Genomic DNA, 12,457 nt, shown 5'->3' on the forward strand with positions numbered 1-12,457 from the left:
GGCGGCACGCCGTCCCGCACCGGCCGGCAATGCCCGGCGAGGACCGTGGAGCCTCCGTCGGCGTCCGGCCGATCGTCAATGCATACTTTGGCCCGGTACGGCGAAATGCGACGCCCGGACCGGTCGGGGGACGCACGGGCAGGGGCGGATGGGGTTCATCGATGGCGCCGAAAAGATCGGCCGTCCGCGGGCGGGATCCCTTCCCCCGGGGCAGCCGACCGGGGCCGGCAGCAAACGCGAAGGCGCCGACCGGGGCGATCACTCCCTGGTCGGCGCCTTCACGCCCGGCTGCCCGCGCAGTCCCTCGGCATATCTCCCCGGCTTCCGGGTCCGCACCGGCCGACAGGAAACCGGGCAAGGGCCGGCTCGCTCAGCCGGCGGGCACGATGTTCTGGTTGTGGTGGAACAGGTTGCCCGGGTCGTAGACCGCCTTGATGCGGGCCAGCCTGTCGTAGTTGTTCAGGTAGGAGGCGCGGATCCGGTCGGTTCCCTCGTCCATCATGAAGTTCACGTACGGCCCGCCGGCGGTGGTGGGGTGCAGCGCGTCGTGGTAGGACTTGGTCCATTGCGTGATGAGTTCCGCATTGGCCGGGTCCGGATCGACCCCCACGATGACCCCGGCCCAGCCGCCGTCCCGGTAGGCGAACGCGGTGGCATCGGCCGGGACGCGCGCGGCGGCCCCGTCGATCGGGTACAGGTGCATGGTCGAGTACCCGGTGGGCAGTGCCTCGCCGTACTTGGCGTGGACCTCAATCGCGGCGTCGGAGATCTCCTTGACGAAGTCCGCGCGCCAGTACCACTGCATCCCGGCCGGGAACAGCGGGTCGAAGACCTGCTGCAGCGCGTCGAACGGCATGGCTGCCAGGCCGACCATCAGCGGGGAGCCGAACTCGCGCACCGGTGCCAGCACCTTCTCGGCCACCTCGTGTGCCCCGGTGTAGCACCAGATGATGGCGCAGGCCTTGCGGCCCCAGAGTTCCTCGGGGAACGGAGGCGCCGGCGGGATGGTGAGCAGCCCGATCCAGCCGGAGAGCTCCTCGGGCAGGGCGGGCAGCAGTTCGCGGTACCAGCGCATGACCGCCGGTGCGTCGGCCAGGTCGTAGAACACCGGCCCTCCGATGATCGTTCCGTGCTCGCCGATCTCGTTCATGCGGAAGGTGAAGGAGGTGACGACGCCGAAGTTCCCGCCGCCACCGCGCAGCGCCCAGAAAAGGTCGGGGTTGTGCACTTCGTCGGCCTTCGCCAGGGTTCCGTCGGCCAGCACCACGTCGGCGGCCAGCAGGTTGTCCACGGTCAGCCCGTAGCGCCGGGTCAGGTAGCCGATGCCGCCGCCCAGGGCCAGCCCCCCGACGCCGGTGGAGGCGATGAAGCCGCTGGGCACGGCCATGCCGAAGGCCACGGTGGCGTGGTCGACATCGGCCCACAGCGCCCCGCCGTCGACCCGCACGGTGTGTGCCGCCGGGTCCACCGTGGTGGAGCGCATCGCTCCCAGGTCGATGACCAGTGCGTCGTCGGCCACCGAGAGCCCGGAGGCCTGGTGCCCGCCGCCGCGCACCGCGAGCCCGAGGGAGTTTTCGCGGGCGAAGTCCACGGCCGCGACGATGTCCGCGGTGTCGGCGACCCTCGCGATGGCGGCCGGGCGGCGGTCGACCATGCCGTTGTAGACGGCACGTGCACCGTCGTAGGCGGCGTCCTGCGGCAGGGTCAGTGCCCCGCGCAGGGAGGTGCGCAGCGGGGCAAAGAACTCCGCGGCGATTTCGGTGGAAAGGGTCTGCGGTTCCATGGTTCGCTCCTGAAGGTGAAGGGGGTTGGTGGTGCGAACCACGCTAGGCGCGGCCCTGTTCGCCGGGCGTTCGCCTACCCGGCGTCGGGCCCCAGCCGGGCCAGCAAGGCGTTGCTGCCCTGCGCGCGGGCCACCTCGCGCGCTTCATCGAGCAGGGCCGCGGACTGGTCCCCCGCGGCCAGGAGCGCACGCATCCGCAGCACCTCGGGCAGCCACCACCGGTCCCGGTGCAGGGCGGCGGTGGCCCGGGCTGCGTCGAGCACCGCGCATGCGTCGGTCCGCCGCCCGCCGTCGGCCAGGGTCACGGCCAGCAGCCACAGCCAGTAGGGCATCCGGGCCAGCGCATCGGAGGCGCGCAGCGCCCCGATCCCGGCACGGATCCTTGCGGCGCCCTGCTTCCCGCCGGCCAGCCAGCCGGACAGGATCTCGCCCCACTGCCCGTAGTAGGCGATGTCGTAGCGGTGGCACAGCGCGATCAGCTCCGCCGCCTTCTCGGCCACGGCGGCCCGGTCCCCGCGGAATTGCCCGAGCACCGCCGCGTAGGCCAGGGCCACGGCGCGGGTGTAGATGTGCCCGTCGGCCTGCGCCCCGGCGAGCGCCTGCGCGCACAGCTGCACGGCGGCGGCATCGTCCCCGGCCAGCCAGTGCGCGTGTGCCGCCCAGGCGCGGGCATGGATGTGCAGCCTGGTGCCCAGGATGTAGGAGTAGCCCGGCGGCGAGTCTTCGGTGCAGTGCGCAAAGTGCTCGATGGCCTCGGCGATCCGCCCCGAGCCCTGCGCCGCTCCGGCCACGGCGAAGTGTGCCTGCCCCAGCAGGGCAGGGTCGTCCCCGGCCAGGTCCAGGGCCCGGCGGGCGATCGCGTAGGAATCCTCGATGCGTCCCTGGACGTAGCGTCCGGCAAAGAGCCCGACGAGGCTTGCCGAGTGCACCTCGGGCCGTCCCAGCCGTTCGGCCAGCGCACCGACACGTTCTAGGTTCCCCAGCAGCTCCGCCGAGGAGTAGCCCAGCAGCGCGGTCTGCGGCGGGGACATGGCCCGGCGCACCGACAGCTCGGCCTCGTCGCGTTCCGTTCCGGCGGGCAGCCGGCCGAGGATCCCCAGTGCCTGGTCGTAGCTTTTCAGCGCGGCGGAGTTCGCGAACACCCGCACGGCGTCGGCGCCGGCCCGCAGGTGGAAGGACAGGGCCCGTTCCGGGTTGGATCCCAGCTCGTAGTGCTCGGCGAGCGTGGCGGCCACGGCATCGAGCCTTCCGGCGTTCAGCAGTTCCAGGGACTTCGCCAACCTGCGGTGCAGCAGCCAGCAGCCGGCCGGGGTCGTGTTCTCCCGCACGGCGGTGCGCAGCAGGTGGTGGCCGAAATCGTAGCCGGAGCCTGTGGGCAGCAGGATGCCTTCGCGCCAGAGCTCGTCCAGGGCGGCGGCCAGGCGCACGGTGTCCAGGTCCCCGGCCTCGGCCAGCAGCTCGAGGCTGATGCCCCGCCCGAAGGCGGCGGCGAGCTCGGCCACCGACCGGGCCGCCGGTCCCAGGCGGGACAGCCGCCGGCCCAGCAGCGTGCCGAATCCGTCACCCGGCGCCGCGCGTGCCGCCTCCAGGATGTACAGCGGGAAGCCGGAGGTGGCGGCGGCCAGCAGCCGGGCCTCGTCGGTGCCCAGCGGGCGGCCGCGGATCCGGCCTGCCAGCTCGGCGCCCGCCGCCTCGTCCAGGGGTGCGACACGCAGCCGGTGCAGCAGCCCCGCGCTGCGTGCACCTTCCAGCAGGGCGCCGATGGCCGGTGGTCGGGTGTCGGCGCCCTCCCGCAGGGTGGCCACCAGCAGCAGCTGGCGGGCCGCGGGGGAATCGAGCAGGAAGGCGATCCAGGCCGCGGTATCGGGGTCGCACCACTGCAGGTCATCGAGCACCAGCAGGGTGGGCCGGCCGGGGGCCGCGACGGCGCCGGCCAGGGATTCGAAGAACCGGAAACGTTGCCAGGCATCGACCATGGCCCGGCCCGGGCCCGGCGGCACGTCGCTCCCCGCCCACGGGGTGGGATCGGGCAGCTCGGGCAGCAGCCGGGCTGCCTCGTGCCGGATCGGTTCGGGAAGCGCGGCAAGCAGCGGGGCGATGTCGCGGCTGCGCAGCCATCCGGCGACCGGGGCCAGCGGGATGCGCCCGGAGGCATCGACGCAGCGCGCGAAGGCGACCGCGGCCCCTCCCGTGCGGGCCCGTTGGCCCAGCGCCTTGGCCAGGTGCGTCTTGCCGACCCCCGGCGGGCCGGAGAGCACCAGCAGGGCAGGCCGTCCGGCCCGGGCCTTCTCCCAGCAGGTTTCCAGCACCGCCTGCTCGCTATCCCGACCCACCGTCAGGTTGCCGGCCGCCGCCGGCCGCGCGGCAGGGCCCGGCGCCCCGGGGTGCGGGGCGGGAAGCCCCAGCAAGTGGCGGGTCTCGGCCGCCGGTGCCACGCCGAGTTCGCGTTCGAGCACGTCGGCACAGCGGTGGTAGGCGTGCAGCGCGGCGGGCCGGTCCCCGAGCGCCAGGTGGGCGCGGATCAGGCCACGGTAGCCGAGTTCCTCCAGCGGCGCGATGGTGACCCGCCGGCCGGCCACCTCCAGGGCCTGCTGCCGGCGGCCCAGCGAGGTGAGGGCCGCGGCGGCCTCGTCGCACAGGGCGGTGCATTCACGCAGCAGCTTCTCCCGCATCCCGGGCACCCAGTCGGAATAGTTCCCCGGCATCAAATCCCCCCGGTACTCCCGCAGCGCCGCCTGGGCGTGGGCCACGAACCGGTCCGGGTCCTTGCCCGCTGCAGCCAGCGCCGCGGCCCGTTCGGCGGCGAAGACCTGCACGTCCACGCGCAACCCCGCGCATTCGAGCGCGCCGATGGCGCCGTCGGACATCCCCAGCGCATCGACGCCGTCCAGCAGCCGGCGCAGGTTGTGCAGTTCGCGGCGCAGGTTGGTCATGGCCTGTGGTTGCGGGGTCTCGGGCCAGAAGGTGCCGGCCAGCACGGACCGCGGCACCCGGATCCCCGGATGCACCACGAGGTAGGCCAACAGCTCGACGGCGCGCGAGCCCCCGCCCGCCAGGTCCGTGCCCCGGCTGGTCAGTCGTTGTTCCCCGAGCAAGTTCAGTTGCAGCACCGCTTGCGCCCCGTTTCGGCCACTGGCACACGTACATGATTCTCCCACCGTGCTCCGGCAGCGACAATGCCCGGCGGGCATGCACGGGCGCAAAACACTAGACTGGATCGGTAATGGACAACGATTCGGTGGCGACGGCCTATACAACGGTGGACGGGGACTTCGTCCACGAGCTGGAAATCAAGCGCTCGCGCTTCATCACCTACCTGCGCCGGGTCGAAACCGAGGCCGGGGCCCGGGCCCTGGTGGCCGAGCTGCGCAAAAAGCACTTCGATGCCCGGCACCACTGCAGCGCCTTCATCCTGGGCCCGGACCGCACCGCGATGCGCAGCAACGACGACGGTGAGCCCTCGGGCACCGCGGGCATCCCGATGCTCGATGCGCTGGCCAAGCGGGAAACCGCGGACGGGAAAACCGACCTGTCGGACATTGCCGCGGTGGTGGTGCGCTACTTTGGCGGCATCCTGCTGGGGGCCGGCGGGTTGGTGCGCGCCTACTCCGAGTCGGTGTCAAGCGCCCTGGATGCGGCCCCGCTGCTGCGCCGCGAACGCCTGCGGATCCTGGGCCTCGATGCCGACTACGCCGCCGCCGGCCGGCTGGAAAACGACCTGCGCTCCGCCGGGGTGCAGGTTCTGGGCACCGACTACGGGCCGAGCGCCGCCACGCTGCGGGTCGCGCTGAACGACGACGCGGCGATCCTCGCCGCGTTCGACGACCGGCTGGCCACGCTGACCGCCGGCGCCTCGCGCGCCGAAGACCTTGGAACCGAATGGGTGGATGTCCGTTGAACCTGGATTTTGGGTTGTTGCGCCGCGCCCCCGACGTGGAGGCGGCGAACCTGCACGCGGTCGATGCCGCCGACCGGCTGCTGCTGGATCTGGCCTCCGGGGCCGGATGGCCCACCCAGCCGGGCCGGGTGGTGGTCCTGGGCGACCACTACGGCGCGCTGGTCCTCGGGGCCCTGGATGCCGGGGTGCGCGGCATCCGCGTGCACCAGGACGCGCTCTCCGGGGCCCGTGCCATCGATGCGAACGCCTCCGCCCTGCTGCCGGGGCTTGTTGGCGACTACCGGCAGCTGCCCCTGGGTGCGGCGCTGCTGGAGGGCGCCTCGCTGGTGCTTCTCGCGCTGCCGCGGTCGCTGGACGCGCTGGAGGAGATGCTCGCCGAGCTCGCCGAACACGCCCGCCCCGAGGTCACCGTCATGGCGGCCGGGCGCATCAAGCACATGAACCACTCGATGAACGAGCTGCTCGGCCGGTACTTCGCCACCGTGTCCGCCTCGCTGGGGCGGCAGAAGTCCCGGGTGCTCACCGCCACCGGGCTGCTTCCCGCCGCGCAGCGCCCCGAGGCACGCTTCCCGTTGCGGCAGTCATTCGCCGTGGGACTTGAGGCACCGCTGGAACTGCGCGCCTACGCGCAGACCTTCGGCGGGGCCAAGCTCGATCCGGGCACCCGCTTCCTGCTCGAGCACCTCGAAATTCCGCCGGCCGCCGAACGCGCGGTCGACCTGGGCTGCGGCAACGGCACCATCGCAACATACCTCGCGCTGGCCCACCCGCGGCTTTCGGTCCACGCCTGCGACCAGTCGGCCTCCGCCGTCGCCTCCACGGAAGCCACCGCCGCGGCCAACGGGGTCGCGGACCGCGTCACCGCGGTGCAGGACGACGCGCTCGGGACCCTGCCCGATGCCTCCGAGCAGCTGGTGGTGCTCAACCCGCCCTTCCACATGGGCAACACCGTGCATGCGGGGATCGCGCTGAAGCTGATGGCCGATGCCGGCCGGGTGCTGGCACCGGGCGGGGAGCTATGGTGCGTCTGGAATTCGCACCTGGGCTACCGCGGCCAGCTCGAAAAGCTGGTGGGCCCCACCCGCCAGGTGGCGCGGAACCCGAAGTTCACCGTGACGGTGTCGACGAAGGCGTAGCCTCCGGGTCGCCTCAGAGCCCCTCGAAAAGGTCGGCGAGCACGGGCTGCCCGGCGGCACGCGGCGGCCACGCCATGACCGCGGGTTCGCGGGACACCATCCGCTCCCAGCGGCGCACGCTGGCGCCCGGTTCGATCAGCACCTCGCGCTGGCTGCGGTGCTCCAGCAGCCCGGCGACGATCCGTGAGCACACCGCGGAGGTGTCGACCTCGATGTCGATGGCCTCGTCCGGGACCGGGCGCAGGTGGTATTCGCGCCCCGGGTCCCAGGCCTCGGCGCCGGCGCGTCGCCGGGCGGTGTTCCAGCGTTCGAATACCGAGGCGCGGATCGCCCCGTGGACCAGGCGGCGCAACCCGGGTCCCGGCACGCACCGGGCGCGGTGGAACGCCTCGTCGGCGGCACGCCCGATGGCGATGTGGTCGCGGTGCCCGGTGATCCCGTCCGGACCGAAGGTCGCCACGACCTGCGGCCGCTCGGCTTCCAGGATTGACTGCAGCCGGGCCACCAGTTCCTCGAAGTCGGCCTCCGCGACATGCCCGTCGGCGTACCCCAGCCATTCGTGGCGGGCCGGGACGGTGCCGTGGGCCTTCCAGGCGTTGGAGCTTTCAACCCTCCGCCATGCGCCCAGGGTCTCGGGGGTCGCCGGCACGCCGCGGGAGATCTGCCCGGCGGCGCCGTCCGTGGCCAGCACCAGGACAAACCTGAACCCGGGGTCGTGCTCGTGCAGTGCGATGGAACCGGCGCAACCGTAGGCATCGTCGTCCGGGTGGGCGACGATGACCGCGATGGAATGCGCCTCGTACATGGCGCTCATTTTAGTCTCGGCCGTGGCTTCCGCCTATGCATGCGCCAGCCCAAAGGACAAGGGGAATCCCCCTGCCCCGTTCCGGGTCTTCCCGAACCCCGGGCCGACGGGCTTCCACCGCGCCGTTGTACACCGGCTTTTCGGCGTGGTATTTTTGCGGTGATCGTGAACCATCGGCAGGAGGTGAGTCCCCCATGAACGCAGTATCCACTTTGGGCGCTCCCCCGCAGTCCACGATCGCGCGACCTCACTAGTCGCCACGCGGAGCGCCCCACACGCACATCGCGAAAGGCGACTCCCATGAAGAACACACCTTTTTCAACCTCGCGCTTCACCCTGCCCACGGCACCCGGGCGGCCCCACCACGAGGCCACCATGCCGCAGGGCGGCGCCGGTACGCGGGCATTGGTCCTGGGCGGCGGCGGGTCGGCCGGCAACGCCTGGCTGATCGGCGTCATCTCCGGCCTCCTTGAGGCCGGGTTGGATGTGACCGATGCCGATGTGGTCATCGGCACCTCGGCCGGTGCCACGGCCGCGGCCCAGATCTCCGGCGCGAGCCCCACCCGGCTGCTGGCCGACATCCTGTCCGCCGAACCCGCGCAGCGAACCGCCGGCAGTGGAACCGGCAGTGGACGCGCCCCCACGGAATCGGCGGCCGGGCACCTGCGCAGGACGGGCGAACCCATCGCCGCCGCCGCGGACCCGGCCGACATGCGCCGCAGGATGGGTGCGGCCGCGCTCGGGCTGGAGGCGGCATCGGAGGCCTCCGGGCAGGCGCGGTGGCGCGACACGGTCGCGGCCCGGCTGCCCGTCCGGCACTGGCCGGAGCGAACGATGCTCCTCACGGCGGTCGATGCCCGCACCGGAGAACCGCTCGTGTTCGACCGGCACAGCGGGGTCGACCTGGTGGACGCCGTGGCCGCCAGCTGTGCCGCTGCCACCGCCTATGGCATCGGCGAGGCCCGGTTCATCGACGGCGGCTACCGGCGATCCAGCGAGAATGCCGACCTGGCGGCCGGCTGCGGGCGGGTGCTGGTGCTCTCCCCGCTCGGCGGGCGGACCCGGCACCCGGCGCAATGGGGCATGCAATTGTCCGTGCAGGTCGACGAGTTGCGCGCCGGCGGCAGCCAGGTCGAAACCATCCTGCCGGACAAGGTTTCCCTCAAGGCCTTCGGCAACAACATGATGGACCTGTCAACGCGTCCGGCCGCCGCCCGGGCCGGTTGCGAGCAGGGCAGGGCGCTGGCCGCGCGGCTCGCCGGATTCTGGCGCTGACGCCCGCCCCCGGCGGCTCGCCGGTCCCGGCTCCGCGCGCCATATCCCGGCCCCGGCCCCGAAGCGGTGCAATACTGCTGGCATGGACGAACATCGCGAAGGCTCAAAGACCGCACTTGTCATCATCAACATGCAGCAAGGCGTGATGGATTACTGCGTGCATCCCAAGAAGGTCGTCTCCCGCATCCAGGACCTGGTCTCCCGGGCCAGGGACACCGGCACGCCGATCTACTGGGTGCAGGACGAACGCGAATTCGAACGCCATTCAACACCGTGGCGCCTGGCCGCCGGACTGGAACCGCAGGACGACGAGCACCGCATCTTCAAGTCCTACCGGGACGCCTTCACCGGCACCGGGCTGCATGCCTCGCTGATCGCCCAAGACGTGGGACGCCTGGTGATCTGCGGCGCCCAATCCGACTACTGCCTGCGCACCGCGGCCGGCCGGGCGGCCGCCATGGGCTACGACGTCACGGTGGTGCGCGATGCCCACACCACCGGCGCGGAGACCTTCGAGGGGCAGTCCCTGACCGGCGACCAGATCATCGCCCACACCAACGCGTACTTCGCCGGTCTCGACTACCCCAACCAGGACTTCTCGCTGATGCGCACCGACGAGGTCGCTTTCCGTCCCGTGGCCACGCACGACTGATTGCCGTGCCGTGACCGGTCACGGGGGGAGCCTGCCATGGTTCGCGGCCCGGAAACCGATTCGCCAGGGTGACTGGAACCGACCGATGGCCAGCCAAGGAGATTCCAGCCACCCCTGAACGCAAAACACGCAAGCTTCATCTCCGATCTCGCCCGCGCGGGGATCACCGCCAAGATCAAGATCCTTGACGAGGGAACCCACACCGCCGTGGCCGCTGCCGAATTCCTGGACTGCGAGGTCGCATCCATCGCCAATTCGCTGCTCTTCAACTGCGAGGGAGAGCCGCTGCTGATCATGTCCAGCGGCGCCGACCGCGTGGACACGAAGCTGGTCGGTGCGCCCCTTGGCGGCCTGAAGCTCAAGCGCGCCTCACCCGATTTCGTGAAGCGGGCGACCGGGCAGCTGATTGACGGGGTGGCACCGGCAGGGCATCCGGCCCCCGTCCGCACGCTGGTCGATGTGTCGCTGCGCGAGCACGATCCGCTGTGGGTTGCCGCGGGCACCCCCGGTTCCCTGGTGGCGTTAAGCTACACGGATTTGCTGGCGCTGACCGGGGGCACCGAACTGGCCGTCCGCTGAGCCGGCGGGAGCCGCGTTCTTCGGACCCTACCGGGCACCCCGGGACGAAGGTAGAGTTCTGGGTACTCGACAGCCAGCAGATGCTGCTCCCGAAGCCACGGCTTCCGGATCGCGGCGCACCCACCTGACGAAGGAGCCACCGATGTTCGACCCAGACAAGACGCTCACAACCGCCGCCGTTCCGGTTCCCGGACGCTTCGTGGTGGTCTTCGATGCCCCCGGTTCGGCCGGGGCTGCCCGCTTCGGCGCCAGGGCCCTGCAGGACGAGGTGCCCTCCATGCTGGAGCAGCAAGGCTTCGGCCTGGAGACCTACTTCCCGCGGCTCGGCGTCGCGGTCGTCGACGGGGAATTGGAGCAGATGGGCGAACTGCTCGCCCGCTGCACAGCCGAGGGCATGCCGATGAACATCGTCCCGGAAATGCTCTACCGGATCCTGCCGGCATCCCACGACTACACCACTGGAGGCGGAACCCCGGCTCCTTCCTCAACACCTGCCTTCGTCGACACCGAGGAGCTGACCTGGGGCGTGCAGGCGGTGCTCGCCGCCGAGTCCGGATACACCGGGGCCGGCATCCGGGTGGCGGTGCTGGACACCGGCTTCGACGCGGAGCACCCCGATTTCGTCGGACGCGACGTCACAACCGCATCCTTCATCGACGGCGAGGACTCGCACGACGGGCACGGGCACGGCACGCATTGCATCGGCACCTCCTGCGGGCCGCGCACCCTGGAAGGAGCCCGCGGCTACGGCGTCGCCCCGCAGGCCTCCATCTATGCCGGCAAGGTGCTCAGCAACGAGGGCTCCGGTTCGGACACCGGCATCCTGGCCGGGATCGACTGGGCCCTGCAAAACGACTGCCACATCATTTCCATGTCCCTGGGCGCAGACGTGCGCGAGGTCCACCCGCCCTACGTCGCCGCGGGGCGCCGGGCGCTGGAGCGCGGCACGCTGATCATCGCGGCTGCCGGCAACAACGCGCGGCGCTCGGCCGGGGATCCGGGATTCGTCGGGGCACCTGCCAACAGCCCCTACATCATGGCCGTCGGAGCGCTGGATTCCGCGCTGGACGTCGCCAACTTCTCGGCACGCACCCTGCCGGGACGCGGCGGCCAGGTGGACATCGCCGGCCCCGGAGTCAAGGTCTATTCCTCGTGGCCGATGCCCAAGCGCTACAACACCATCAGCGGGACCTCGATGGCCACCCCGCACGTCGCCGGGGTCGCCGCACTGCTCAGCCAGGCCACGGGATTCCGCGGCCGCGAGCTCTGGGCGGAGCTGGCCCAGCAGGCCCAACGCCTGGAACGGCCCTCCGTTGATGTCGCGGCAGGCCTTACCCGGGCCCCGGAACCGGCCGAGACCCCGGCGGTTCCCGCCCCGGAGGAGCCCGCGCCGGGGGACGAATCCCCGGAGAGCTACTACGGCCATGGATGACTTCCCGGGCCTGCCCCCGCAGCAGACCGTCACCTTCATCGTCACCGTCCAGGACGCCTACCTGGAACGGATCAAGGAGGTCACGAAGGAACTGGAGACGGCCGGGCTGAAGATCGACCGGGTGCTGGACACGCTCGGCCAGGTCGTGGGGCACGCCAAGGATTCGGGGCGTAACCAGCTGGCCGGGGTGCGTGGAGTTGAGTCGGTCGTGCCCGAGCGCCGCCTCGGGATCGGCCCGCCCGAAAGCGACGTCCAATAGCCCAGGGGCACACAGGTGACTCGGCGTTGCCCGCTGCGTGTTCCGGGATTCGACGGGATGTGGGGCCGTCGATGTCACCGGCGCGTCGAGTGGATGGCCCGTAGGTGCCCCTGAACCCGAAGCCTTTGGACTCATGGGCGGATCCTGCGCGAACCGACGACCGCCGTGGTGGGCCCTCTGGGCGGGACTCCCCGTCCTGCCGCCATTGTCCCTCGGTATCGGACGCATCGATGATGTGGCGGGCGATCCGGTGAAATGATTGGGAGACGGAGTCCGCGATGGCCCGGTGCTGCCGGGAAACCGATTCGTCGCCGGAAAGGCGTTGCAGAACCACGCACCTTGCGTGCAGCAGTCGGCTTGGTCCACGGCAATGCCGGGTCAATGCACGTATCCGGCGGGGCCCGCAACCCGTTCGCCGGCGGAATCCGCCGATTGCCGGCAGCTGCTGGCCGGACCAACACATCCGGACCCTCGCCGCCGAACATCATGCCAATCCGGGAGCGTTGAGCGGTGCATCCGCCCCTGCACCGGGAGTATTCTGGAAAAGGGGTATCCATTTAGGTGCCCAAGGCTTCCGGTAGGCTGAAATGACATTAAGAACCCCCGCGCTGCGTCAACAGCCGGGGGCATGGACTGAC

At 71.3% G+C, this 12,457-nt stretch carries 10 protein-coding genes; 7 read left to right on the forward strand and 3 right to left on the reverse strand.

All coding sequences use genetic code 11. The annotated features are described in order from the left end of the window. Positions 1 to 370 precede the first annotated feature (370 nt). A complete protein-coding gene (locus tag J2T21_RS09915; RefSeq protein WP_307580928.1) occupies positions 371 to 1,783 on the reverse strand; it encodes an FAD-binding oxidoreductase in 1,413 nt (470 codons plus the stop codon). Between the two features lie 74 nt (positions 1,784 to 1,857). Beyond that, positions 1,858 to 4,893 carry an ATP-binding protein gene (locus J2T21_RS09920; RefSeq protein ID WP_307580930.1) on the reverse strand — a complete coding sequence of 1,012 codons (3,036 nt, stop codon included), beginning with the start codon at positions 4,891 to 4,893 and terminating at the stop codon, positions 1,858 to 1,860. Positions 4,894 to 5,006: 113 nt separating this feature from the next. Here J2T21_RS09920 and J2T21_RS09925 point away from each other — a divergent pair, with 113 nt between their 5' ends. After that, the gene (locus J2T21_RS09925) at positions 5,007 to 5,681 is read left to right on the forward strand and encodes a YigZ family protein (RefSeq protein WP_307580932.1); all 675 of its coding nucleotides are present in this window, start codon (positions 5,007 to 5,009) and stop codon (positions 5,679 to 5,681) included. Continuing rightward, positions 5,663 to 6,817: a class I SAM-dependent methyltransferase gene (locus tag J2T21_RS09930; protein ID WP_373457914.1), complete on the forward strand. Its 1,155-nt coding sequence runs from the start codon at positions 5,663 to 5,665 to the stop codon at positions 6,815 to 6,817. The genes J2T21_RS09925 and J2T21_RS09930 overlap by 19 nt, the downstream gene beginning before the upstream one ends. 13 nt (positions 6,818 to 6,830) lie before the next feature. Here the strand turns inward: J2T21_RS09930 and J2T21_RS09935 are convergent, their stop codons facing one another. Next, complete coding sequence (locus J2T21_RS09935; protein ID WP_307580936.1) at positions 6,831 to 7,622, reverse strand: PIG-L deacetylase family protein; 792 nt, start codon at positions 7,620 to 7,622, stop codon at positions 6,831 to 6,833. Between the two features lie 375 nt (positions 7,623 to 7,997). Here J2T21_RS09935 and J2T21_RS09940 point away from each other — a divergent pair, with 375 nt between their 5' ends. The 5 genes from J2T21_RS09940 (at position 7,998) to J2T21_RS09960 (ending at position 11,819) form a co-directional block, all read left to right on the forward strand. Then, positions 7,998 to 8,897 carry a patatin-like phospholipase family protein gene (locus J2T21_RS09940; RefSeq protein ID WP_307580966.1) on the forward strand — a complete coding sequence of 300 codons (900 nt, stop codon included), beginning with the start codon at positions 7,998 to 8,000 and terminating at the stop codon, positions 8,895 to 8,897. A gap of 82 nt (positions 8,898 to 8,979) precedes the next feature. Next, the gene (locus J2T21_RS09945; protein WP_307580938.1) at positions 8,980 to 9,549 is read left to right on the forward strand and encodes an isochorismatase family protein; all 570 of its coding nucleotides are present in this window, start codon (positions 8,980 to 8,982) and stop codon (positions 9,547 to 9,549) included. 174 nt (positions 9,550 to 9,723) lie between these two features. Continuing rightward, a complete protein-coding gene (locus J2T21_RS09950) occupies positions 9,724 to 10,128 on the forward strand; it encodes a YbaK/EbsC family protein (RefSeq protein ID WP_307580967.1) in 405 nt (134 codons plus the stop codon). 142 nt (positions 10,129 to 10,270) lie between these two features. After that, positions 10,271 to 11,560, forward strand: a complete 1,290-nt coding sequence (locus J2T21_RS09955) for a S8 family serine peptidase (protein ID WP_307580940.1) — start codon at positions 10,271 to 10,273, stop codon at positions 11,558 to 11,560. Further along, positions 11,553 to 11,819, forward strand: coding sequence for a hypothetical protein (locus J2T21_RS09960; protein ID WP_307580941.1), 267 nt, complete (start codon positions 11,553 to 11,555; stop codon positions 11,817 to 11,819). Before J2T21_RS09955 ends, J2T21_RS09960 begins: the two co-directional genes overlap by 8 nt. The last annotated feature ends 638 nt before the right edge of the window (positions 11,820 to 12,457 follow it).

Source organism: Paeniglutamicibacter psychrophenolicus (genome assembly GCF_030812255.1).
Classification (GTDB): Bacteria; Actinomycetota; Actinomycetes; order Actinomycetales; family Micrococcaceae; genus Paeniglutamicibacter; species Paeniglutamicibacter psychrophenolicus_A.